Source organism: Streptacidiphilus neutrinimicus (genome assembly GCF_000787815.1).
Lineage (GTDB): Bacteria > Actinomycetota > Actinomycetes > Streptomycetales > Streptomycetaceae > Streptacidiphilus > Streptacidiphilus neutrinimicus.
This window is the reverse complement of sequence record NZ_BBPO01000006.1, coordinates 80,222-103,116: the sequence shown is the minus strand read 5'-3', so window position 1 is coordinate 103,116 and position 22,895 is coordinate 80,222. Positions and strand designations below refer to the sequence as shown.

The 22,895-nt window shown below is 71.4% G+C and carries 20 protein-coding genes; 3 read left to right on the top strand and 17 right to left on the bottom strand.

Annotation, left to right across the window (positions count from 1 at the left end; translation table 11 throughout):
* The first annotated feature begins 31 nt into the window (after window positions 1-31).
* Window positions 32-907, top strand: a complete 876-nt coding sequence (locus TR48_RS06660; protein WP_084728912.1) for an alpha/beta fold hydrolase — start codon at window positions 32-34, stop codon at window positions 905-907.
* A gap of 57 nt (window positions 908-964) precedes the next feature.
* Here the strand turns inward: TR48_RS06660 and fxsT are convergent, their stop codons facing one another.
* The 6 genes from fxsT to pdxH form a co-directional block, all read right to left on the bottom strand.
* Window positions 965-4,951 (bottom strand): FxSxx-COOH system tetratricopeptide repeat protein, encoded by a 3,987-nt coding sequence (gene fxsT, locus TR48_RS06655; RefSeq protein WP_369405559.1) that lies wholly within the window; start codon window positions 4,949-4,951, stop codon window positions 965-967.
* Window positions 4,948-6,327 (bottom strand): TIR-like protein FxsC, encoded by a 1,380-nt coding sequence (locus TR48_RS06650; RefSeq protein WP_236652039.1) that lies wholly within the window; start codon window positions 6,325-6,327, stop codon window positions 4,948-4,950. The genes fxsT and TR48_RS06650 overlap by 4 nt, the downstream gene beginning before the upstream one ends.
* A gap of 75 nt (window positions 6,328-6,402) precedes the next feature.
* Window positions 6,403-7,254 (bottom strand): AAC(3) family N-acetyltransferase, encoded by an 852-nt coding sequence (locus tag TR48_RS06645; protein WP_042364962.1) that lies wholly within the window; start codon window positions 7,252-7,254, stop codon window positions 6,403-6,405.
* Window positions 7,254-9,698, bottom strand: a complete 2,445-nt coding sequence (locus TR48_RS06640) for an FxsB family cyclophane-forming radical SAM/SPASM peptide maturase (RefSeq protein ID WP_042364961.1) — start codon at window positions 9,696-9,698, stop codon at window positions 7,254-7,256. Before TR48_RS06640 ends, TR48_RS06645 begins: the two co-directional genes overlap by 1 nt.
* A gap of 40 nt (window positions 9,699-9,738) precedes the next feature.
* Window positions 9,739-9,933 carry an FXSXX-COOH family cyclophane-modified RiPP peptide SjiA gene (sjiA, locus tag TR48_RS06635; protein WP_042364960.1) on the bottom strand — a complete coding sequence of 65 codons (195 nt, stop codon included), beginning with the start codon at window positions 9,931-9,933 and terminating at the stop codon, window positions 9,739-9,741.
* A 415-nt stretch (window positions 9,934-10,348) separates the two neighbouring features.
* The gene (gene pdxH / locus TR48_RS06630; RefSeq protein WP_042365038.1) at window positions 10,349-10,981 is read right to left on the bottom strand and encodes a pyridoxamine 5'-phosphate oxidase; all 633 of its coding nucleotides are present in this window, start codon (window positions 10,979-10,981) and stop codon (window positions 10,349-10,351) included.
* A gap of 472 nt (window positions 10,982-11,453) precedes the next feature.
* Here pdxH and TR48_RS06625 point away from each other — a divergent pair, with 472 nt between their 5' ends.
* Together TR48_RS06625 and serC are read left to right on the top strand one after the other, a co-directional pair.
* Window positions 11,454-12,554, top strand: a complete 1,101-nt coding sequence (locus tag TR48_RS06625; protein ID WP_042364959.1) for a citrate synthase 2 — start codon at window positions 11,454-11,456, stop codon at window positions 12,552-12,554.
* Between the two features lie 152 nt (window positions 12,555-12,706).
* Window positions 12,707-13,825 carry a phosphoserine transaminase gene (gene serC / locus TR48_RS06620; protein ID WP_042364958.1) on the top strand — a complete coding sequence of 373 codons (1,119 nt, stop codon included), beginning with the start codon at window positions 12,707-12,709 and terminating at the stop codon, window positions 13,823-13,825.
* Between the two features lie 65 nt (window positions 13,826-13,890).
* On the opposite strand, the gene TR48_RS38630 is transcribed toward serC, so the two are convergent.
* From TR48_RS38630 to TR48_RS06565, 11 genes are all read right to left on the bottom strand, one after another.
* Entirely contained in the window at window positions 13,891-14,463 is a 573-nt protein-coding gene (locus tag TR48_RS38630) for a hypothetical protein (RefSeq protein WP_052442444.1), read from the bottom strand.
* Window positions 14,464-14,698: 235 nt separating this feature from the next.
* A complete protein-coding gene (locus TR48_RS06610) occupies window positions 14,699-15,766 on the bottom strand; it encodes a LacI family DNA-binding transcriptional regulator (RefSeq protein WP_161789786.1) in 1,068 nt (355 codons plus the stop codon).
* A 35-nt stretch (window positions 15,767-15,801) separates the two neighbouring features.
* Entirely contained in the window at window positions 15,802-16,137 is a 336-nt protein-coding gene (locus tag TR48_RS06605) for a DUF4229 domain-containing protein (protein ID WP_052442443.1), read from the bottom strand.
* Between the two features lie 113 nt (window positions 16,138-16,250).
* Window positions 16,251-17,414: an aminofutalosine synthase MqnE gene (gene mqnE, locus TR48_RS06600; protein ID WP_042364956.1), complete on the bottom strand. Its 1,164-nt coding sequence runs from the start codon at window positions 17,412-17,414 to the stop codon at window positions 16,251-16,253.
* 99 nt (window positions 17,415-17,513) lie between these two features.
* Window positions 17,514-18,536 carry a threonine ammonia-lyase gene (locus tag TR48_RS06595; protein ID WP_042364955.1) on the bottom strand — a complete coding sequence of 341 codons (1,023 nt, stop codon included), beginning with the start codon at window positions 18,534-18,536 and terminating at the stop codon, window positions 17,514-17,516.
* A gap of 7 nt (window positions 18,537-18,543) precedes the next feature.
* On the bottom strand, window positions 18,544-19,023 hold the full coding sequence (locus TR48_RS06590; protein WP_042364954.1) for an Lrp/AsnC family transcriptional regulator: 480 nt from the start codon (window positions 19,021-19,023) through the stop codon (window positions 18,544-18,546).
* Between the two features lie 118 nt (window positions 19,024-19,141).
* Window positions 19,142-19,798, bottom strand: coding sequence for a UbiX family flavin prenyltransferase (locus tag TR48_RS06585; protein ID WP_084728908.1), 657 nt, complete (start codon window positions 19,796-19,798; stop codon window positions 19,142-19,144).
* A 21-nt stretch (window positions 19,799-19,819) separates the two neighbouring features.
* Entirely contained in the window at window positions 19,820-20,212 is a 393-nt protein-coding gene (locus tag TR48_RS06580) for a DNA-binding protein (RefSeq protein ID WP_042364952.1), read from the bottom strand.
* A gap of 1 nt (window position 20,213) precedes the next feature.
* Window positions 20,214-20,465 (bottom strand): hypothetical protein, encoded by a 252-nt coding sequence (locus TR48_RS06575; protein ID WP_042364951.1) that lies wholly within the window; start codon window positions 20,463-20,465, stop codon window positions 20,214-20,216.
* Window positions 20,466-20,507: 42 nt separating this feature from the next.
* Window positions 20,508-21,407 (bottom strand): menaquinone biosynthesis prenyltransferase MqnP, encoded by a 900-nt coding sequence (mqnP, locus tag TR48_RS06570; RefSeq protein WP_042364950.1) that lies wholly within the window; start codon window positions 21,405-21,407, stop codon window positions 20,508-20,510.
* A complete protein-coding gene (locus TR48_RS06565) occupies window positions 21,404-22,864 on the bottom strand; it encodes a menaquinone biosynthesis decarboxylase (RefSeq protein WP_042364949.1) in 1,461 nt (486 codons plus the stop codon). Before TR48_RS06565 ends, mqnP begins: the two co-directional genes overlap by 4 nt.
* Window positions 22,865-22,895 lie beyond the last annotated feature (31 nt).

Sequence of the window (22,895 nt, the reverse complement as noted above, 5' to 3'; positions counted from 1 at the left end):
ACACCGTCATGGGACGACGCTGAGGAGCGACGTGAGGGACATCGAGGTCAGGACACCCGACGGCCGCATGCTCACCGCGGCGATCTGGGGCAGATCTCCCGAGGACCCGGTGTTCCTGATCCACGGCACGCCCGGCAGCAGGCTCGGCCAGCTCCCGGTCGAGCGGCAGCTGGACCGGCTCAACGTCCGGGTGATCACCTACGACCGTCCCGGCTACGGCCAGTCCGACCGGCTCCCGGGACGCCGCGTCCGCGACGCCGCCGACGACGTGCTCGCGATCGCCGATCACCTCCGCCTCGACGCCTTCGGCGTGGTCGGCCGCTCCGGTGGCGGCCCGCATGCCCTCGCCTGCGCGGCCCTGCTGCCGGAGCGGGTGACCCGCACCGCGGTCATGGTCAGCCTCGCACCGAGGGACGCGGAGGGCCTGGACTGGTACCGGGGCATGACGGACTCCAACATCGCCGCCTTCCGAGCGGCCGAGGACGGCCCGCACCGGCTCCGACCGCTGCTCGCCGCACGCAGCGACGGGATCCGCGCGCACCCGCGTGCCCTGCTGCAGTCCCTGCGCCAGGAGCTGCCGCCGGCGGATCTCAACGCGATCCGCGACCCCGGCCTGCGCAGCACCATCGCCCGCAACTTCGCCGAGGCGGTCCGGGTGGGCGACGACGGCTGGAACGACGACGTGCTGGCCTTCGTCCGCCCCTGGGGCTTCGACCCGGCCGAGATCAAGGGACGGGTCGACCTGTGGCACGGCGAGGCCGACGTCTTCTCCCCCGTCGACCACACCCGCTGGCTGGCCGCGCACATCCCGGAAGCACACCCGATGGTGGAGCCGGGGCAGTCCCACTTCGCCGCCTGGCGCCTGCTCCCCGACATCCTCTCCCGGGTCGCCCTCAACACCTCGTGACCGCCCGTGGCCGGGCGCCCGGAACGGGGCGCCGGCCGTCGGTCGCGGATGCGTGGGTCAGGCCGGGAGGAGTTCCAGGTCGCGGCCCATGCGGCGCCAGGCGCGGGCGTCGTGCACCGTCTGGTGGTTCTCGCCCAGCCCCGCGATGAGCTGGTCGATGGCGCGCCGGCGCAGGTCCTGCGCCTCGGCCTCGCGACCCAGGCCGCGCAGGGTGATGGCCAGGTTGCTCTGGCAGACCAGCGTGTCCGGGTGGCCGGCGCCGTACCGGGTCAGCATGCCGTCCAGCGCGGCGCGTCCCAGCTCCTCCGCCTGGACGAGGTCGCCTATGTCGCCGTAGGTGTTCGCCAGGTTGAGCATCGCGCAGTGGGTGTAGGGGTGCGTCGCGCCCACGGTGTGCCGCAGCGCCTCCAGCGTGCGCTCTCCGAGCCCTACCGCCTCGCGCAGCTCGTTCGGCTGGCCTATGTCGCGCTGGTAGATGGTCAGGTTGTTGGCGCAGATCAGGGTGAACGGGTGGGCGTCGCCGACGCGCTCGAGGTAGGTGTCGAACACCTCCTTGGCGGTGTCCCTGGCCCGTTCCTTGTCACCCGCGGAGGAGTACTCCGCGGCCAGGTTGAGCGCGCAGGACAGCGCGTCCGGCACCTTGGCGTCGTAGCGCTCCAGATAGCGGTTGTACGTCTCGATGGTCAGCCGGCGGGCCTCGTTCTGCTGTCCGGCCCGACGCAGCGAGACCGCGTAGGACTTGGCGTAGCGCAGGGACGCCAGGTCAGGAACGGGGACGGAGTACTCCTCCCGGAACTCGCTGAGCAGGCTGATCGAGCGCGTGTAGTTGCCGAGGGCGCGCTCGTCGTCGGCGAGATTGGCCTTGGAGCTGAGCGTGTACGGGTGCGTGGCGCCGAGCACCGCGGTGCGCAGGTTGTAGACCTCCTCGTCGAGGATCCGCGCGGACTCGTAGTCGCCGGTGAACCGGTAGTCGATGGCGAGGTTGTTGGCGATGTTGAGGGTGCGCGGGTCCTCCTCGCCGAGTTCCTCCTTCATCTTCAGGTAGGTCTCCTGGTCGCGCTTGAGCGCCTCGGTGAAGCGGCCCAGCACGCGGAGGTCGGCGGCGAGGTTGCCGGCGGTCTGCAGGGTCAGCGGATGGTCGGGACGCAGCACGCGGCTCTGCCGCTGCAGCGTGTTCTCGTCCAGCTCCAGGCACTCCTGGGCCAGGCCCTTGCTTCGCAGCACGCTCGCGAGCTGGAAGCGCAACTGGAGGGTCTGCCGGTCGTCCTCGCCCAGCTTCTCCGTCCACGCGGTGTTCAGCCGTCGGCCCAGGTCCTCCGCCCGGTCCAGGTCGCCGCGCTTCCACAGGTACCGGACACGGTCGATCAGCAGCTGCCGGGTGTCGGCCTCGTCGCACGTCTCCGCGCTGGACGGGCCGAGGTGCGGCCAGATCAGTTCGAACCGCGGCCAGTTCTCCGGGTCGTCGGTGTCGCCGATGTCGGGGCGCGCGCCGACGAGGACCCGGTGCACCTCGTGGACCAGCTCCTCCTGCTCCTCGAAGCTCAGGCCGGACCGGATGACCGCCTGCACCATGCGGTGAACCTGGAAGGTCCGGCTGCTGTTGTCGACCTTGGCCAGCGCGTACCGGCCGATGGCCCGGATGACGCGGCCCATCATGTTCTTGTCGCGCAGCTCGTCGTCGAAGGGCAGCAGCGCGTTCATCATCTGGTCGCTGTAGAAGATGCTGATGGCGATCGAGTCCGGTGACAGGAACGCGCACAGCTGGAGCAGCCGGACCGCCGCCGGCATCTGCTGCCCCAGGCGCTCGATGGAGACCTTCCAGGCTCGGCCGAAGCTGTCCGGGTAGTCGTCGGGGGTCGCGCCGCCGAGCGCCTTGTCCGGCTGGCTCTGCAGCTCCTCGACGTACTCGCCGACGGGGACGCCGGTGGTCTCCAGCCAGGCCGCGGCTATCTCGACCGCCAGCGGCAGGTCGCCGACCGCCTCGGCGACGAGCGCCGCCTCCTGCTGCGACAGGGCCGGTGCGCGCCGGCAGAGGTGCTCGACCGACTCCTCGCGACGGAAGACGTCGACCTCCAGCGCCTCGGCGTGGCTGGTCCACGCCTGGTTCCGGGAGGTGACCAGCACGTCGCCGGAGCCGCCGGGCAGGAAGCGGACGATCTGCGCCGGGTCGTCGGCGTTGTCGAAGATCAGCAGCCAGCGCTTGGCCTTCGGGTGCATGCCCAGTCGCAGCGTCTCCTTGACCAGTTCGGCGTTCTCGTTCGCGTTCTCGCCCATGCGCAGGTCCAGGCGGCGGCCGAGCTCGGAGAGCGAGGTGGCGACCTGCTCCGGCTCCTCGGACTCGATCCACCAGACCAGGTCGTAGTCGGCCATGAAGCGGTAGGCGTACTCCAGCGCGACCTGGGTCTTGCCGACGCCGCCGAGCCCGTAGAGGGTCTGCGGGGTCGGCAGCACCACCGTGGAGCGCCGGTCCCGTTGCTGGCCGCGCAGTTGGTCGCGCAGGCGGTCCAGCACGGCGGCGCGACCGGTGAAGGACGGGTTGCGCAGCCGGAGGTTCCAGATCGCCGGGCGGCGTCCGGGAAAGCGCGGCCCCTCGCCGGGGACGGAGTCCATCAGCAGCGTCTCGGGCAGGCCGACGGCCCGCAGCAGCACCGCCCGCGCGGCGTCCTCCTCCAGGCGGACCAGCTCGACGGAGTTGCCGCCGAAGTTGGAGGCGGACCGCACGTCGCCGACCCGCACGGTGATCAACTCGGGCTGGTCCGGGGTGCGTTCGCCGACCAGCAGGTCGCGGGCCTGGCGCGACTGGACGGCCTTGGCGTAGGCCTGGCTCCAGACCGCCAGCGTCCGGGTCACCGCCTCGCGGACCCGGTCGGAGTCGACCCTCGGCAGCGAGCCCAGCTCGCGCGGCACGACCCGCAGCCCGGCCCGGGTCAGCACCCACTCGATCCACTCCGCCCACATCCGGTCCTCGGAGGCGTAGGACACGATGATGTCCTCGCGCGCGGTGGGACGCGGGCGGGTGAACAGGTCCACGTAGTGCAGCCGGACGTCCTCGTCCATCGGCGGCAGCCCGATCACCCGGTCCTTGGTGACCGAGGCGACCAGCCGCTCGACGGCCGAGAGCATGGACAGCGGCGACCCCGGCTTGTCCCCGAACGGCGCCAGGATCTCCTCGTAGGCGTAGTACGGCAGGTAGGGGATCTCGACGGAGTCCCAGTGGCGCTCCCGCGCGCTCTCGGAGAGCCCCTGCGGCAGGCCGCTGAACCGCTTGCGGGCCAGCGCACGCCCGGCGTCGGCCTTGCCCTTCTCACCGTCGTCGATGCGCATGGGCACCGGCAGGATCCGGATGCCGCGGTTGTAGTGCCGCTCGGTGATCTTCCGGGCGATCTCGGAGGCGCCCTCGATGCTCTGGTTGCTGAGCGTGAAGCAGATGACCAGGTCGTCCGGCAGCTCGACGGTGCAGATCTCCTGGATGTCGGAGAGGCCGGTGCGGCTGTCGAGCAGGATGTAGTCGTACTGGCGGCTCATGTCGGCGCGCAGCGCCTTGAAGAACTCGGCGCCGTGCCGCCGGGCGTAGAACTCGTCCCAGTTGATGTTGGCGACCATCGCGCCGTAGTCGCTGTGCGCCTGACCGGCGGGCAGGAAGTCCAGGCACCCCTCGCCGGGGAAGCCGGTCCAGGTGAGCGAGAGCACGTGCGGCAGCACCCGCGCCCACTGCCGCATCGCCGTCGGATCGAACTCCTCGCTCTCCAGCGGCGCGTCGCAGTAGTCGTAGATCAGGTCGATGACGCCGGTGGAGGCGTCGAGCGCCGCCTGCTCCAGAAAGGGAGCGAAGAAGCGGTGCAGGCCTGGCGCCTCCAGGTCCCAGTCGACGGCGAGGACCCGGTAGCCGTTGGCCGCCAGGATCCAGGCCATGTTGGCTAGGGCCATGGTCCGGCCGGTACCGCCCTTGTAGGAGTAGAAGGTGATGACCCGTCCGTCACGCTGGTCGCGCATCGGCAGCAGCACCGGCTCGGCCCCGTCGCTCTCGGGTGCGGTCGCGCTCATGGATTCCCTCCCCCGGAACCGGTTGCCGGCCCCTCGTCGGCGGCGGCGTGGTCGGACGCGGTCGGCGCGGTCGGCGGGCTGCCGTCCGGTCGGCCGTTCCCGCGCTTGATGTGCTCGTCTCGCAGATTCGGGCGTGGCGGCGACCCGCTCGCCTCCGGCGCCGCGGCCGACCCTCCGTCCGCCTCGTCCAGTTCCTCGAAGGCGTGCATGGCGCTCAGCGCCACATGCGGCAGCATGCTCTCGAACTCGTCGAGGCTGGACACCACGTCGACGCCGCGCAGCTTGGCCCGTTGATGACGTTGGGCCCGCAGGTTCACCAGTGTGCGCTCGGAGAGGGCGCGCAACTCCTCGTGCCGGGCGATGTTCTCCGGATCGTGCGGGTCCCAGGGTTCCATCAGCCCCAGCCAGGTCGGGTTACAGGCGTCCACCTGCCGTAACGTCTCCCGGCGTTGGGTGTCGAGGAGGGTCCAGCGGTCCAGCAGCAGCAGCGCGGGGGCCTTCGGCCGTTCGCCCGCGAGCACCCGGGCCGCCTCCTCGGCGAAGGGCTCGATGCTGGCGTGGAACTCCCACTCGCGGGCCACGGCAGCGGCGCGACGGGCGATCGCCTCCTCGCTCTGCCCCCCGAAGGGCCGCCACTCGTGCGCCCAGGTGCCGTAACCCGCCGCGGAGCGGCCCTCCGGCAGGTGGTGGACGTCGCAGGCGGCGACGGAGATCCGCAGCGTGCGTCGGCGTTCGGGGGCCGGGAAAGCCGAGTCGTAGTCCTGGAAGTCCCGGCGGGCGCCGATGCGCACGCGCATCCGCTCGGACACGTCGACGATGCGCTGCGCCAGCCGGTAGACGGCCAGCTGGTAGTCCGACTGGAACTTGTTGACCTTGAGGAGCGGTTGCATGCCCTCGGTCCGGTAACCCTCGCCGAAGGCCTGGTGGTCGAACTGCAGCGCCTTGGCCACCGGCGGCAGCCGCTCCTCCTGCACCCGGACCCACTGCACCGGCACGATCGCGGACGGCAGCCCGCCGCCCGGCGTCACCGAGAGCACGTCCCGGGAGGCGAAGGCGGCCCATTCCTGGCCGCACGCCTGGCTCTTGAAATAGTGCACCGAGTACAGCGGCACGAAGACCCGGCAGTGCGCCAGCGACTCACTGATCCGCTCGGACCAGCCCTCGCCGACATTGAGGCCCGAATCCATGAATCCGGGCGGCTCGTTCGCGTCCCATCCGGACAGATCCACCACGGCTTCGCACAGATCCCGGAATAAGCGGGCCTCCCAGAGGTTCGAGACGCTCCTTGGCCGCCCGGCGCCCCGAGGGGAATGTGCGTAACTCAGAAAGAAGATGGGCCGAGGTATGTCCTCGTCCCAGCCCTCTTGTTCCGCCACGCGCGCACCCCCGAACGATGTTGCCCGTGCTGTAGAAATGATGGAACCGCGCCGCTTGATGGTCCGTCAACACCGTCAGCCGGCAACGCCCGTCGCACGGACGGCCACCTTGGCCGCGAGGTCCACGACGGCACGGATGGGCACCAGGGCGACGCTGGTCCCGCCGATCGGCGCCCGGGGGATCCGCAGCGGCGGCTCCGCCGCGCGGCCCAGCGCCAGGACCCGGCGGCCGAGCTCGGGAAAGTGCAGGTCGTCCAGGGACACCCCCTGGAACGCGTGCCAGTAGGGCCGGCCCGCCCGGTCGAGACGCTTGGCCCGGTAGGTCTGCACGGGCGCGTCCAGGCGGTAGTCCAGCAGGTGGAACGGGGTGAAGCTGCGCGCGCCGGTGCCGATGAGCAGCGCCTGGGCGCCGCAGCCGTACAACCGGCCCAGCGGCGAGTCCCAGCCCAGGTGCTGCGCCAGCGGGTGCTCGCCGGTGATCTCCTCCGCCAGCGGGCCGACCGCGGCGAAGGAGGTCTGCGGGTGCGCGCTGCGCCGCGCGCCCGGCAGCAACCGGATCGCCTCGGAGAGCCGGCCCACGGTGGGCGAGCTCGGCGTCCGGACGGGGTCGAACGCGGGCATGCGCTCGTGGTAAATCTCCAGCTTGGCCGCACTGAGCCCCGCCGTGGCCTCCCGGTAGAGCCGGGAGGTCTGCGAGTTCTCCGGGGTCGCGGTGTAGGCGACCAGCGTGCCGTCCTCCCCGAGCGCCTCGCGGAGCGCCCGCGCGACCACGCCGGCCCGGCCCTGCGGATCGTCCTCCTCGCCCGCGACCGGCCCGAGGCGGTGCAGCGACGCCTGGACCAGGAGGACGCCACCCGGCGGCCGACCCAGGGCCCCGAGCAGGCCTCGCCACGCTTGGACGTCCACCCGGCCGCCGCGGTCCGCCATCAGCCCTCCTCGCCTGTGGCGGCCTCGCGGACCCATGGCTCGACGGTGGCCCGCATCCCCGCCACGAAGCGGCGGCCGCGTTCGGTCAGGGCTCCAGAGTCCGTCATGACCCCGATGGCGCGAAAGGTGTGGTCGAGCCAACGTGTGTACTCGGCTCGAGCCTCCTTCGAGCCGGTCGCCCGCCACCGCGAGCGCCAGAACTCCACCACGGCGATGTGCGCGTAGGCGCCCTGGAACAGCCCCTCGAAGGGGCGCGGGTCGGGCCGCCAGGGGGCGTCGAAAGTCCTGGTGTCAGCACGGTCGAACAAGTCCTCGACGTCGAAGACCGCGCCGAGCTTGACGTGCTGGAACTCGTGGATCAGCAGCAGTGCGAGCAACTCCTCCGCACCCGGCCGGGCGATGCCGACGGTGCCGAACAGGTCGCGCGCGGCGCCGCTGACGTAGCTGCCGTCGGCGGCGGGCCGCAGCGGCACGACCGTGCCGAGACCAGCCCGCAGACCGGGCGCGTAGCCGGGGAGGGTCTCGTCGACCAGCCGCCAGGCGCCGGCCAGCTCCGCCTCCCAGCGCGCCGCCTCCGCGTCGTCCATCGGCTCGGCCGGGGTCCAGTGGTGGGCGCGGCGCTGCGGATCGGTGTCGTCGAGCCGCAGCAGCCAGCCCTGCGTGTCGGCCCGCGCCGCGACATCCCGGGCGGTCGCGGGGCCCGACACCGGCCGGACCGGGCGCCAGCGGGGCTCGTGCCCGGGCGCCCGCAGCCGGACCTCGACCCGCTCCTGGGCCGTCTCGGCCGCGAACCTGCCGTGCTCGGTCGCGACGAGGGCGGAGCGGCCCCCGACCGCCGTCAGCACCCCGTGTCCCGGCAGCCGGAGCTCGCCACCGGGGCGAACGGGCAGCGTCAGCTTCTCCTCGCGGCCGGCGAACAGCGCCGCCGCGGCCGCGAGTTCGGCGACACCGCCGAAGCGCTCGGCGGCGGGCCCCGACCGCCGGAGGCACTCCAGCGCCCAGGAGCGGGTGAACGGGTGGGCCAAAGCGCGGTCCAGCGCCTGCGGGGCGCTCTCGTCGAGGCGGGCGATCAGCTCCCACGCCTCCCCGTACGGCAGCTCAGCCTCGGGCGCCGCCGCCCAGGCCTCGGCGACCTGGTCGAGCAGCGCGCGGTTCAGCTCCACCTGGGCCTCGGCCAGCACCGCGACGGCGTCGGCACTGCCGTACCCCGAGGCCAGCTCGTCGAAGTGCCGGTCCGACAGCAGGCCGGTTGCCATGGGGCGTTGCTCCTTGGGGGCGGAGCCGCCTGCGGACGCGTCCTGGGCGTCGCGCACGGCGGTGATCAGGGAGAGGAGGTCGGGGCAGAAGACGCTGGGGTGGTCGAAGCCGCCGTCGGGTGCGTGGAAGCCGCCCTGCGGGCTGCGGTAGCGGTGCGCGTAGAGGCCGCCGCCGCAGGACTCCACCACGGGGCAGGCGCGGCACTGGGCGCTCAGCCCCGCCAGGCCCTGCTGACGGTCGATCATGCCCGGGTGACGGGCCGCGGTGTCGAAGTCATGGCGGAACACGTCGAAGCCGGTCGCGGCCGCGCCGTCGTAGGCGGTCTTCAGCGAATCGGCCTGTTCCAGGGTGCCGTCCGTCTCGACGACGACGAGGTCGGCGGGGGCGAGGCCGAGGGACTCGGTCAGGCTGCTCAGGCCGCGCAGCGTCCGGTGCAGCGAGTCGAACATCCGGACCGGCACCGGTCGGTCCTGGGCGTTCCAGCGCTCGTAGACGCGCCAGAGCCAGTCGGCGTACGGGGTCGTGCCGGGGCCTTCGGGCCGCAGCGGGGGCTCGTCCCAGGTGGCGTGGGGCAGCAGGAAGTCGATGCGGGGCGGTTCGAGCGCCACCAGGGCGTCGTAGACGGCGACGGGGTCGCTGCGCACGTCGACGGTGCAGAGCAGGCCGGCGTAGAGATGGCGCCAGCGGGGCAGGCGGAGCAGGTCGACCGCCCGGACCACCCGGTCGTAGCTGCTACGGCCGTTCGCATAACGGCGGTGCAGATCGTTGGCGGCGCGGTCCCCGTCGAGGGACACGCCGACCTTCACGTCGTACTGGTCGAAGATCTCAAGGAACCGCTCGTCGAGGGTCACCGCGTTGGTGTGGATCCTCAGATCCAGCTCGCACACCCCGCGCAGGGCGTCGTGCAGCACCTGCGCGGCACGCCGCAACCGGACCGGCCCAGCCAACAGAGGCTCTCCGCCGTGGAGCACCACATGGACCCGCGCCAACCGGTGTTCCCGCGCGTGCTCCGCGATCCTGCCGGCCGTCCGCACGAGGACCTCGTCGGGCGGCACCGTGGGGCGCCCGCGCCAACTCGTGTCGGCGTGCTCGTACACGTAGCAGTGGTCGCACGACAGATCGCATCGACTTTCGAGTTTGATGACGAACTGTCTGAACGGCGTGGTGACAGAACGGTTGAGATCCATGGTAGTTTTTTGTCTACAGACAGACAGCCTCTGCGCCTCGTCAGATCGAGGAGTTGAAGGCTGCCACGTCCAGCCGGGAGACGCCGCTGTCGGGCAGCACGCGGCTCAGCATCATGCTGTGCGCGGCATCACCCCGCCTGGCGAGCCGGACCGGGGCGGGACGGGTGCCCTGGCCCTCGGCGACGGACGAATCCGCCTCTGTGGCCTGGGACTTGGTGTCGCGGGATGCGGACATTGAGGACCCCTTGGGTTTGAAGGGAACGGTGACCGGGCAGTTGGCTGCCAGGCGGCCTTCTCCTCGCCCCGTTCGATGGTCTGCATCGCCAAGAGCCAGGAACCGTACGGCAAACCATCCACCCGCGCGGAAACTTACCCCTCCACGGAAGATTCACGTAATCGCCGGGCGGGCGGCACCCCGGCCCCGCGCGCCCACCACCGCCCAACGGCGCAGGTCATGGGCAATGCCCTCACCCTGACGACTGCAAAAAGGCGATGTCGAGGAATCACTCGTGCGAGTCAGCGCCTACTCCAGCTGTCGTAGGTTTTCTCATCACCCGTCCGCATCAGTGGAGACTCCGGCGCACGACCGTCGCAGGGGGCGCACACCCTGGCGCGCACAGCGGCCGCCGGGAGGCGCCCGATGGGGAGGCTCAGGGGCAGAGCCGGTCCACCCGCCAGCCGGTCGGGGCGGTGGGGTCGGCGTCGAAGCGCAGACGGTCGTGCAGGCGGTTCTCGCGGCCCTGCCAGAACTCGACGGAGGTCGGGGAGACCCGGAAGCCGCCCCAGAACGGCGGAACGGGGACGCCCTCGCCCTCCGGGTAGCGGGTGGCGAGGTCCGCGTAGCGGCGTTCCAGCTCCTCGCGGGAGGCGACCGGCTGGGACTGGGCGCTGGCCCAGGCGCCGAGCTGGGAGCCGTGCGGGCGGGAGCGGAAGTACCCGGCCGTCTCGTCGCGGCCGACCCGGGTCGCGGTGCCGGTGACGATCACCTGGCGCGCGATCGGGTGCCACGGGAAGAGCAGCGCGACGTGCGGGTTGTCCGCGATCTCGCGGCCCTTGCGGCTTTCGTAGTTCGTGTAGAAGACGAAGCCGCGCTCGTCGTAGCCCTTCAGCAGCACGGTGCGCATGCTGGGCCGGCCGGCCCGGTCCACCGTGGAGACGATCATCGCGTTCGGCTCGTCGATGCCGGCGTGCTGCGCGTCGACGAACCAGCGGGTGAACTGCTGGACCGGGTCCGCGGCGAGCTCCGCCTCCAGCAGGCCCTCGGCCCGGTACTGGCGGCGCATGTCCGCGGGGTCGACGTGGCCGAGCGGCGCGAGGGGTCCGTGGTCCGGCGCGAGAGGAGCATCCGATGCGTGCACGTCGCCATCATCCCAGTCCGAGCCGGACAGCCGGGCTGAACGTACCGGGAAGATCGTCCGACAACCAGGCGGCCGGCGCGTCATCCGCGCGGTACGGCGGGACGCACCGGGACGAGCGTGGATTCTCTCGACGTCGAGAGAGTATCGTTGCCGCGCTCCGTCGACGAAGCCGGCAGCAACAGGTGAATACGACGCGTGTGCAGGGCATCACCGACGTGGGATCTGGCGCGATGCACCCAGTGCCTGAGAGGCTGACACCGCGTGCCACGCGCGCCGCACCGTCACCCGCGCAACCGCGCGGCCACAAAAACAGAGACGACTTGGCCACACCACCAAGCCTTCCGCCGATCCGACCAGTCAGAACCGACCGGTCAGAACCGATCCGAGGAGCCGCCTGATGTCCGACTTCGTACCCGGACTCGAAGGAGTCGTTGCGTTCGAGACGGAGATCGCCGAACCCGACAAGGAGGGCGGCTCCCTCCGCTACCGCGGTGTCGACATCGAGGAGCTCGTCGGGCACGTCTCCTTCGGCAACACCTGGGGCCTGCTGGTCGACGGCAAGTTCAACCCGGGCCTGCCCCCGGCGGAGCCCTTCCCGATCCCGGTCCACTCCGGCGACATCCGCGTCGACGTGCAGTCCGCGCTGGCCATGCTCGCGCCGGTGTGGGGCCTTCGCCCGCTGCTCGACATCAGCGCCGACCAGGCCCGTGACGACCTCGCCCGCGCCGCGGTCATGGCCCTCTCCTACGTGGCCCAGTCCGCCCGCGGCCAGGGCCTGCCGATGGTCCCGCAGAGCGAGATCGACAAGGCCGAGACCATCGTCGAGCGCTTCATGATCCGCTGGCGCGGCGAGCCCGACCCGAAGCACGTCAAGGCCGTCGACGCGTACTGGACCTCCGCGGCCGAGCACGGCATGAACGCCTCCACGTTCACCGCCCGCGTCATCGCCTCCACCGGCGCGGACGTGGCCGCCGCCCTGTCCGGCGCCGTCGGCGCCATGTCCGGCCCGCTGCACGGCGGTGCGCCGTCCCGCGTGCTGGGCATGATCGAGGACATCGAGCGCAGCGGCGACGCCGTCGCCTACGTCAAGAACGCCCTCGACAAGGGCGAGCGCCTGATGGGCTTCGGCCACCGCGTCTACCGCGCCGAGGACCCGCGCGCCCGCGTGCTGCGCCGCACCGCCCAGGAGCTGGACGCTCCGCGCTTCGAGGTCGCCGCCGCGCTGGAGAAGGCGGCCCTGGAGGAGCTGCACGCGCGTCGCCCCGACCGCGTCCTGGCCACCAACGTCGAGTTCTGGGCGGCCATCGTCCTGGACTTCGCCGAGGTCCCGGCGCACATGTTCACCTCGATGTTCACCTGCGCCCGCACCGCGGGTTGGTCGGCGCACATCCTGGAGCAGAAGCGCACCGGCCGTCTGGTCCGTCCCTCCGCGCGCTACATCGGCCCGGCGTCCCGCAGCGTCACCACGATCGAGGGCTACGAGTCCATCTCCAAGTGACGGACCCGTACCCACCCGGGGTTCACCCCCCGTCCACGGGGGCGCGAGGAACTGTTCCCTTCGGTTCCCTGCGCCCCTGAGGTGCGCCTGAGCACCGTCTCACTCGACGGACTCTCCACTTCGAGACGGCCGTCAGCCGATACGATTCCACCGTGGCTGATATCCAGATCCCCGCTGACATCAGGCCCGCTGACGGCCGTTTCGGCGCAGGTCCGTCCAAGGTCCGGCCGGAGGCGCTCGGCGCCCTCGCCGCCGCCGGCGACTCTCTGCTCGGCACCTCCCACCGCCAGGCCCCGGTCAAGAACCTGGTCAAGCGTGTGCGCGAGGGCATCAGCAGCCTCTTCTCCCTGCCGGAGGGCTACGAGGTCGTCCTCGGCAACGGCGGCTCCACCGCCTTCTGGGACATCGCCGCCTTCGGGCTGGTCGAGAACAAGTCCCAGCACCTCAACTTCGGCGAGTTCTCCTCCAAGTTCGCCGGCAGCGTCAAGGCCGCGCCGTGGCTGGCCGAGCCCACCGTGATCAAGTCCGAGCCCGGCACGCACCCGCTGCCGCAGGCCGAGGCCGGCGTCGACGTGTACGCGCTGACGCACAACGAGACCTCGACCGGTGTGGCCATGCCGATCCGTCGGGTCGCGGGCGCGGACGAGGGCGCGCTGATCCTGGTCGACGCCACCTCCGGGGCCGGCGGTCTGCCGGTGGACATCACGGAGTCGGACGTCTACTACTTCGCGCCGCAGAAGTCCTTCGCCTCCGAGGGCGGGCTGTGGATCGCGGTCTTCTCCCCCGCCGCGCTGGAGCGCGCCGCGCGGATCGCCGCGTCCGGCCGCTACATCCCGCCGTTCTTCGACCTGCCGACGGCGATCGACAACTCGTCGAAGGACCAGACGTACAACACCCCGTCCATCTCCACGCTGTTCCTGCTCGCGGACCAGCTGGACTGGATGAACGGCAACGGCGGGCTGGAGTTCACCACCGGCCGCACCGCGGACTCCTCCTCGCGCCTGTACACCTGGGCCGAGAAGTCCTCCTACGCCACCCCGTTCGTCGCCACCCCGGCCGAGCGCTCGCAGGTCATCGGCACGATCGACTTCGACGACGCGATCGACGCCGCCGCGGTCGCCAAGGCGCTGCGCGCCAACGGCATCGTGGACACCGAGCCCTACCGCAAGCTGGGCCGCAACCAGCTGCGCATCGCGATGTTCCCGGCCATCGACCCGGCGGACGTCGAGGCGCTGACGGCCTGCGTCGACTACGTGATCGAGCAGCTGTAGCCGGACGCGCACGACACGCGCGAAGGGGCGGGCCGCCAGGCCCGCCCCTTCGCGCGTTCACCGGATCAGTGCTGCGTCACCGGCAGCGGCACGGGCAGGCTCAGCCCGAGGCTCGCGACGGTCTGGGTGACCACGGCCAGCAGGTCGGCGACGATCGCCGTCAGCGCCGCCGTGACCTTGGTCAGATCCGCCGGCACCGCCGTCAGCGCGGACACCAGGCTGGTGACGTCGCCCTGAAGCTTCGTCAGCGCGTCGCCGATCGCGTCCGTCGGCGCCGCAGCGGGGGTGTCGCGGCCGACCACCGGCACCTTCGTGGGAATGGACTTCTGCAGGTCGGTGATGGCCGCGGTGACCTTGGCCGCCGCAGCCTGGACCTCGGCGGCACTGGGTGCCGGCTTGGCCTGGGCCAGCGCGGTGAGCTGAGCGATGGCGTTCTGCACGGCGCCGAGGTTGCCGAGCACCGTCAGCACGGTGGAGGGGTCGGCCGCAGGCAGCACGGCGCCGGGCTGGGCCACGTGCTGGGTCGAGCTGTCGGCGGGCTTGGGTGCGGCTTCCGCTGTCGCCACGAGCGAGCTGCCCGCCAGGACGGCGGCGAGCGTGGCACCGGCGATCACGGAGTGGACGCGACTGACATGCATGAGCGTGACTTCCCTAACTCAAAAGGGGTTGGTCGGACACGCTCAAACTTCGCCCCGCTCGTCACCCTCGGCAACGCGAGAGATCCGAACGGTTATCACCCACATGGCTAGCGCAGGGCCGCGCCGATCACCACGGCGATCAGGAGCAGCACCAAGGCACCGGTGACGATGCGCGTTCTGGTCTTGGGATCCACACGTTCAGCCTATCCCCCGCCCGTCCCCCGTCCGCCCCGGGTCAGCGTCCGGTGGACCCGCGCACGACGAGATGCGTCGGCAGCGGGTCGGGCTCCGGCGGCCGCACGCCCGCGCCCGAGCGTGCTCCCGGCCCGGCGGGGGCGGTGAGCGCGGTGAGCAGTCTCACGCCCGCCGCGCCGAGGCGCTCGCCGGGCAGGTCGACGGTGGTGAGCGCGGGTGAGAAGAGCGGCGCGGCGACGATGTTGTCGATGCCGACGACCGACAGGTCCTCGGGGATGCGCAGACCCAACTCGGCGGCGACGTGGTAGACGCCCGCGGCGACCACGTCGTCGTCGCAGACGACGGCGCGAGGGCGGTCCTGCGCGTCGGCCAGCAGCAGCCGCGCGGCGGCCCGGGCGGCGTCCAGGCCGCCGTTCACCGAGACGCCGACCTCGACGACGCGCGCGCCCGCCGCGGCGGTCTCGAAGCCCGCCTGGCGAGCTCGGAAGGTGTGCGCCGACTCAATCGAGCGCAGGTGTCCCAGCCGCTCGTGTCCGAGCGCGCGCAGGTGCGTCACGGCGGCGGCCATGCCGGTGCCGACGTCCAGCTCCTGGGTGCGGCGGCGCGGGTGACCGGCGCTGAGGGCCGGGTCGGCGTCGAGGAAGACGACCGGGACGTCGTCGGGGAGGTCGCCGCCGAGCTGGCTGTCGTCGGGCGAGCAGATCAGCAGGCCGTCGTACTGGCCGCCGCGGGCGGCGCGGGCCAGCGCGGCGTGGTCCCAGGCCGAGGAGACGACGACGGACAGGCCGCCATCGCCGGCCCCGGCGGACCCGACCTGCGCGGCCTCCGTCTGCGCGCCCGCGACCACCCGGGCGAAGAACGGGCCGAGGATGTTCGGCACCGCGAGCAGCAGCAGACCGGTGCGGCCGAGCCGCAGCTGGCGCCCGGCCGCCTGCGGCGCGTAGCCGAGCTCGGCGGCGGCGGCGAGCACCCGCTCGCGCGTGGCCTCGGAGACCCGGTGCGCGGCCGCGCCCGAGCCCGTCCCGGAGCCGGAGAAGACCAGCGAGACGGTGGCCTGGGACACCCCGGCGCGCTCGGCGACGTCACGCCCGGTCGGACGCCTGCTCACCCGCACCGCCCGGCCTGGTCCAAGAGAGGCCGGGGTTACTTCTGCTCGGCGCGGACCGCGTCGTCCAGCGCGTCCTCGGCGGCGTTCTGCGCGGCGATGCGGGCGCCCATGCTCCGCTTGTCCGCCTTGCGGCGCTCGATGCCGCCGGTGATCTGCTCCGACATCGCGTCGCGCTGACGGCTCAGCACGACGAAGCTGATCGGCGCGGAGACCAGACCCGCGATGAGCAGCAGCAGGAAGACCCCGGAGGCGCCGGCCGTCACCGGCAGCACGCCGACGTGCGCGAGCACGAGGGCGATCAGGAAGCAGGCGAGGAAGATGCTGGCCCGCATCGCGCTGTAGCGGAGGGTGGCGTGCGACTTGGTGCTCACGGCACGGATTCTCTTTCCCTACGGGGTCCCTACGGGAGGGCAATACCCAACAAGTGAAGCACGCCGCCCGCGGCGATCTTCACAGGGCTGTGGACGACCCTCGGAGCCGTACCTCAGAAGCGCATCGGCTGCGGCGCCTCCCGGCGGGACGCGTCCGGGCCCGGGTACTCGCGGATGATCTCGTAGCGGGTGTTCCGCTCGACCGGGCGGAAGCCCGCGTCGCGGATCAGGTCCAGCAGGTCGTCCCGGGTCAGCTTGTTCGGCGTGCCGAAGCCGTCCGCGTCGTGGGTGATCTTGTACTCGACGACCGAGCCGTCCATGTCGTCCGCGCCGTGGTTCAGCATCAGCTGGGCCCCGGCCAGGCCGTGCATCACCCAGAAGACCTTGACGTGCGGGACGTTGTCGAAGAGCAGCCGGGAGACGGCGAAGGTGCGGATCATGTCCGCGCCGGTGGCCATGGTGGTCCGCGCCTGCAGCGTGTTGCGGATCTTGCCGTCGCGCGAGTCGTGGAAGTCGTGCTGGTAGCGCAGCGGGATGAAGACCTGGAAGCCGCCGGTCTCGTCCTGCAGCTCGCGCAGCCGCAGCACGTGGTCCACCCGGTGGCGCGGCTCCTCGACGTGGCCGTAGAGCATGGTGGAGGGCGTCTTGAGGCCCTTGCTGTGCGCCAGGCGGTGGATCCGCGACCAGTCCTCCCAGTGGGTGTCGTGGTCGACGATGTGCTGGCGCACCTCCCAGTCGAAGATCTCGGCGCCTCCGCCGGTCAACGACTCCAGGCCGGCGTCGATCAGCTCGTCGAGGATCTCGTCGGCCGAGAGGCCGGAGATCTTCTCGAAGTGGTGGATCTCGGTGGCGGTGAACGCCTTCAGTGCGACGTTCGGCAGCGCCTCCTTGAGGGCGCGCAGCGAACGCGGGTAGTACCGCCAGGGCAGCGTCGGGTGCAGGCCGTTGACGATGTGCAGCTCGGTCAGCTGGTCGTTCTCCATCGCCTTGGCGAGCTTGACCGCTTCCTCGATGCGCATCGTGTAGGCGTCCTTCTCGCCCGGCTTGCGCTGGAACGAGCAGTACGCACAGGACGCGGTGCAGACGTTGGTCATGTTCAGGTGACGGTTGACGTTGAAGTGGACGACGTCGCCGTTCTTCCGGGTCCGCACGTGGTGGGCCAGCCCACCGAGCCAGGCCAGGTCGTCGGTCTCGTAGAGGGCGATCCCGTCCTCGCGGGTGAGCCGCTCCCCGGCGTAGACCTTCGCCTCCAGCTCGCGCTTCAGCCCTGCGTCCATCCGAGTCCCGCCTCCATCAGCGCGTTGAACAATCCGTACGAGCCTACGCCCCCGAGCGGTGCGTCAGTTGCAGGCCCCCTCCGGGGCGTGGGGTTCCGGTCAGACGGCGAGGATCCGCGCCAGCAGCGCCGGCTCCACGTTTCCGCCGCTCACCACCGCGGCGAAGCGGCTGCCCGGCAGCTCCTCGCCGTGGAAGAGGTAGGCCGCCGTCGCCACCGCGCCCGAGGGCTCGGCGACCAGCCGGCCGCGTCGGGCCAGGACGGCCACCGCCTCGGCGATCTCCTCCTCCGAGACCGTGACGATGTCGTCCACGTACGCCTGCACGTGCTCCCAGGGGAGCTCGCCCAGTGACGTCGTGCGCAGGCCGTCGGCGATCGTGCGGTAGGTGTCCGCATGGGCCCAGGCGCGCCGCTCCCCGGCGCGGAAGCTTTCCGCCGCGTCCCCGGCGAGCGCCGGCTCGACGCCGATGATCCGCACGCCGGGCATGGTGAGCTTCAGCGCCGTCGCGACGCCGCTGATCAGGCCGCCGCCGCTGACCGGGACCAGGACCGTCTGCAGGTCGAGGTCGAGCGCCGCGGCGTCGTCGGAGATCTCCAGCCCGGTCGTCCCCTGGCCCGCGATGATGTACGGGTCGTCGTACGGCGGCACCCAGACGTAGCCGTGACGCTCCACCAGCTCCCGCGGGAGGTCGTCCCGCTGCGTCATGTCCACCAGGATCACCTCGGCCCCGTAGGAGCGGGTGTTCTCGATCTTCACCTCGGGCGAGGTGTCCGGCATGACGATGACGGCCTTGATGCCGAGCTCGCGGGCGGCGTAGGCCACGGCCTGGGCGTGGTTGCCGCTGGACTGGGCGACCACGCCGCGCGCCCGCTCCTCGGCCGTCAGCGCCGCCAGGCGGTTGTACGCGCCGCGGATCTTGAACGCGCCGGTGGGCTGGAGGTTCTCCGGCTTCAGATGCAGGCTCCGGCCCGCCCGTCGCCCGCCACCACCCTTGTCCGAACTGCTTCGCAGCGCACCCTCTGACTGGTCCGCCCACGGGCAGGGCATCAGCGGGGTGCGCACCGCGACCCCGGCGATCCGTCGCTGGGCCTCGCGCAGTTCGTCCAGTGTCACCAGGGCCATGTGCGGATCACGCCTTCCGTGTGGCGTCCGTGAACTCGGTGTCGGGCAGTTCGACCGCCCGGTTCTCCCACTTGGTGGAGAGCACGACGGTGGTGCGGGTGCGGGCCACGCCCTTGGTGCCGGAGAGGCGCTTCACGATCGACTCCAGGCCGTCCACGTTGGGAACGCGGACCTTGAGCATGTAGGAGTCGTCGCCCGCGATGAACCAGCAGTCCTCGACGTCGGGCAGGTCACGCAGGCGCCCGGCCACGTCCTCGTGGTCCGCGGCGTCGGTCAGCTGCAGACCGATCAGGGCGGTGACGCCCAGGCCCAGCGAGGCCGGGTTCACCGTGGCGCGGTAGCCGGTGATGACGCCCGCCTGTTCGAGGCGGTTGATCCGGTCGGTGACACTGGGGCCCGACAGGCCGACGAGCCGTCCCAGCTCGGCGTAGGAGGCGCGCCCGTTCTCGCGCAGCGCCTGGATGAGCTGCCTGTCCACCGCGTCCATGGTCGAAAACCTGGCCTTCCAATCGTTGGGGAACCTGCCGACAGTATCCGGAATCAAAAACTCCAGGCCCATGCGGCCCCCGGTTCGCAAAGAAGATACTCCGACGAGGTGACCTCCATCACGTCGAGGTGGCGCCACCGCCCAGTTCACCCGCCCAGCGGAGGTACAGCCGGTGCTCGACCCCGACCGCGTCGAGCACGCGTCCGGCGACGAAATCCACGAGCTGCTGGACACTGGCCGAGCCCGCGTAGAAGCCCGGCGAGGCCGGGATCACGATCGCGCCCTGCTGGTCCAGGTCGGCAAGTTGACGCAGGGTCACCCCGCTGAGCGGGGTCTCCCTGACGCACAGCACGAGCCGACGGCGCTCCTTGAGCGTGACGCTCGCGGCCCGTTGCAGCAGGTCCTTGCTCAGGCCGATCGCGATCCCCGCGACGGCCGCCGCGCTGCACGGCACCACGATCATCCCTTTGGCAGGGTACGACCCGCTGGACGGGCCGGCGGCGAAGTCTCCGGCCGTCCAGTACCGCACGTCGTCCAGCTCGAACGGCTCCGGCTTGCCCCGGTCCAGCGGCCGCTCCAGCCACTCCCGCAGGTCCTCGCGCCAGTGCCCGTCGCGGAACGGGATCCCCGTCTCGTCGATCAACGTCAGCCGCGCCGCGCGGCTGACCACCACGTCCACGGCCTCCCCGGCCCCGAGCAGCCCCCGCACGACCGCAGCCGCATACGGCGTCCCGGACGCCCCCGTCACCCCAACGACCCACGGTTCACGCTTCACGCCATCGACCCTAGCGCCGCCTCAGACCTTGACGATCTCGACTCCGGGCCCACAGAGCAACGTCAGGTCCTCCGGATCAGAGGTGAGCACGGTGACGGGCTTACTCGCCGCCAGTGCCGCCGCCGCGAGGACGGCGTCGCTGGCGTACTTGCGGCCCCGCAGGCCGTGCGTCCGCAGCAGGCCTGCGGACGACTTCATCAGCGGGACCGTCACCTCGACCACGTCGATGCGGGAGAGCACCCAGGCACACCGCGCCTGATTCACGCGCTCGGAGTCCGCCTCCAACACCGTCATCACGGTCGTGGCCACGCGGACGCCTTCCTGCATCGCGGCGGCGACATACGCCACGATCAGGCGGTCGTTCAGGTAGAGCTTGGACAGGCCCTCGGAGTCGAGCAGGAGCGTTCCCGCCATGTTAGGCCGCTGCCCCCTCAGCGGCGCGGCCGTCGCGCCGAAGCACCGCCGCGGCCGCGGCGATCTCCTCGCGGCTCAGCGGACCGTTGTCCGCCTCGAAGTCGGACACGATCTCTGCCAGCCGATCCATGGCCAGCTTCTGCTCGAGCGCCTCGGCAAGATAGGCCGAGAACCCACCCGGCCCGGTGCGCTCACGCACGGTCTCGGCGAGGTCTTCGGGAAGGCTGACGGAGTACTTCCTGCTACCGGACATGCTCCCGATGCTACCGCCGGTAGCATCGGGAGCCAAGGGGCTCTAAAGAGTGAGTCCGCGCAGCGCCAGGTCCAGCAGGGCGAAGCAGAACAGCGAGATCCCGACGAAGCCGTTCACCTGGAAGAAGGCCCGGTTCAGACGGCTCAGGTCACCCGGGCGGACGATGGAGTGCTCGTAGACGAAGGCGGCGCTCACCACCGCCAGGCCCATCCAGAACGCCCAGCCGGCCGCCGTCAGCCACGCGTACCAGCCGAGCAGCAGCATGGTGACCACGTGGGCGGCGCGGGCGCCGTAGAGGGCCTTGGCGACGCCGAAGCGGGCCGGGACGGAGCGGACGCCGTCGGCGCGGTCCGCCATCACGTCCTGGCAGGCGAAGATGAGGTCGAAGCCGCCGATCCAGACGCCGACCGCCAGGCCCAGCACGCAGGCCTCCCAGGACCAGGTGCCGGTGACCGCGATCCACGCGCCGACCGGGCCCATCGCCTGGGCGAGGCCGAGGATCGCGTGCGGGAAGTCGGTGAACCGCTTGCCGTACGGGTAGACGACCATCGGGATCACCGCGATCGGCGCCAGCGCCAGGCAGAGCGGGTTGAGCAGCGCCGCCGCGGCCAGGAAGACGACCAGCGCGACCGCCGAGCCCGTGTACGCGGTCCGCAGCGAGACCGCGCCGGTGACCAGCTCCCGCCCGGCCGTGCGCGGGTTCCGCGCGTCGATCTCGCGGTCGATGATCCGGTTCGCGGCCATGGCGAAGGTCCGCAGGCCGACCATGCACACCGTCACCAGCAGCAGCTGGACCCAGTGCACGTGCGCGTCCTGCAGGAACATCGCCGTCAGCGCGGCGATGTAGGCGAAGGGCAGCGCGAAGACCGAGTGCTCGATCATCACAAGCCGCAGGAACGCCTTCGTTCTGCCGATCTCCGGCGTGGCGACAGCCGTCGTCATGAGAGCCCGTACTCCTTCCAGCGGTTGTCCACGAGTGAGGCCGTGGCGGGGTCCGAGAGCACCATCTCGGGCCAGCCGCCGTCGCGGGTGTAGCCCTCCTCGGGGAGCTTGCGGGTCGCGTCGATGCCCGCCTTGCCGCCCCAGAACTGCTGGTAGGAGGCGTGGTCGAGATGGTCGACCGGCCCCTCCACCACCGACAGGTCACGGCTGTAGTCCACGTTGCCGAGCGCCCGCCAGGCGACCTCGTGGTAGTCGTGGACGTCGCAGTCCGAGTCGACCACGATGATCAGCTTGGTCAGCGACATCATGTGAGCGCCCCAGATCGCGTGCATGACCTTCTGCGCGTGCTTGGGGTACTTCTTGTCGATCGAGACGATCACGCAGTTGTGGAAACCGCCGGCCTCGGGCAGGTCGTAGTCGACGATGTCCGGGACGATCACCTTCAGCAGCGGCAGGAAGAACCGCTCGGTGAACTTGCCCAGCGGGCCGTCCTCGGTCGGCGGGCGGCCGACCACGATGGACTGGAGCAGCGGTCGGCGGCGCATCGTCACGCAGTCGATGGTCAGCGCCGGGAACGGCTCCTGCGGCGTGTAGAAGCCGGTGTGGTCGCCGAACGGGCCCTCGGGCAGCATCTCGTCCGGGTCAAGCCACCCCTCCAGCACGACCTCGGCGTCGGCCGGGACCTGGAGCGGGACGGTCCTGCAGTCGACCATCCTGACGCGCTCGCCGCCGACGAAGCCCGCGAACAGGTACTCGTCGATGTCCCCGGGCAGCGGCGCGGTGGCCGCGTAGGTGACGGCCGGCGGGCAGCCGAAGGCGATCGCGACCGGCAGCTTCTCGCCGCGCCTGGCCGCGACGGCGGCGTGGTTGCGGCTGTCCTTGTGGATCTGCCAGTGCATGCCGATGGTGCGCCTGTCGTGACGCTGCAGGCGGTACAGCCCGAGGTTGCGCACGCCGCTGTCCGGGTCCTTGGTGTGGGTCAGGCCCAGGTTGAAGAAGGACCCGCCGTCCTGCGGCCAGGTGAACAACGCCGGCAGCTGCATCAGGTCCACGTCGTCGCCGGTGAGCACGACCTCCTGGACCTTGGCCTCTCCCGGCTTCACCTTCCTCGGCGGCACGTGCGTCATCCCGGCCAGCTTGCCGAAGGCCTCGCGCACGCCGGTGAAGCCGTGCGGCAGCTCCGGCTTGAGCAGCCCCGCGATCTTCTCGCCGATCTCGTCGGCGGACTTGAGGCCCAGCGCCTTGGCGAGGCGCCGCTCGGTGCCGAAGACGTTCATGGCCAGCGGCATCGCCGAGCCCTTCACGTTCTCGAAGAGCAGCGCCGGTCCCTTGGCCTTCTGGACCCGGTCGACGATCTCACCGACCTCCAGGTAGGGATCGACCTCCACCTTGATGCGCTTGAGGTCGCCCTCGCGCTCCAGCGCCCGGAGGAAGGACCGTAGATCGTCGTAAGCCATGGTGCTCAGTATCCGTCACCGTGTGGTGGCG

Excerpts from the sequence above, each read along its gene's own strand:
- TR48_RS06575 (WP_042364951.1), bottom strand. The coding sequence starts at position 20,465 with ATGTCCGGTAGCAGGAAGTACTCCGTCAGCCTTCCCGAAGACCTCGCC.
- TR48_RS38630 (WP_052442444.1), bottom strand. The coding sequence starts at position 14,463 with ATGCATGTCAGTCGCGTCCACTCCGTGATCGCCGGTGCCACGCTCGCC.
- fxsT (WP_369405559.1), bottom strand. The coding sequence starts at position 4,951 with ATGAGCGCGACCGCACCCGAGAGCGACGGGGCCGAGCCGGTGCTGCTG.
- TR48_RS06645 (WP_042364962.1), bottom strand. The coding sequence starts at position 7,254 with ATGGCGGACCGCGGCGGCCGGGTGGACGTCCAAGCGTGGCGAGGCCTG.
- TR48_RS06625 (WP_042364959.1), top strand. The coding sequence starts at position 11,454 with ATGTCCGACTTCGTACCCGGACTCGAAGGAGTCGTTGCGTTCGAGACG.
- TR48_RS06595 (WP_042364955.1), bottom strand. The coding sequence starts at position 18,536 with ATGGCCCTGGTGACACTGGACGAACTGCGCGAGGCCCAGCGACGGATC.
- TR48_RS06580 (WP_042364952.1), bottom strand. The coding sequence starts at position 20,212 with ATGGCGGGAACGCTCCTGCTCGACTCCGAGGGCCTGTCCAAGCTCTAC.
- sjiA (WP_042364960.1), bottom strand. The coding sequence starts at position 9,933 with ATGTCCGCATCCCGCGACACCAAGTCCCAGGCCACAGAGGCGGATTCG.
- mqnP (WP_042364950.1), bottom strand. The coding sequence starts at position 21,407 with ATGACGACGGCTGTCGCCACGCCGGAGATCGGCAGAACGAAGGCGTTC.
- TR48_RS06590 (WP_042364954.1), bottom strand. The coding sequence starts at position 19,023 with ATGGACGCGGTGGACAGGCAGCTCATCCAGGCGCTGCGCGAGAACGGG.
- pdxH (WP_042365038.1), bottom strand. The coding sequence starts at position 10,981 with ATGCGCCGCCAGTACCGGGCCGAGGGCCTGCTGGAGGCGGAGCTCGCC.
- mqnE (WP_042364956.1), bottom strand. The coding sequence starts at position 17,414 with ATGGACGCAGGGCTGAAGCGCGAGCTGGAGGCGAAGGTCTACGCCGGG.
- TR48_RS06640 (WP_042364961.1), bottom strand. The coding sequence starts at position 9,698 with ATGGATCTCAACCGTTCTGTCACCACGCCGTTCAGACAGTTCGTCATC.
- TR48_RS06565 (WP_042364949.1), bottom strand. The coding sequence starts at position 22,864 with ATGGCTTACGACGATCTACGGTCCTTCCTCCGGGCGCTGGAGCGCGAG.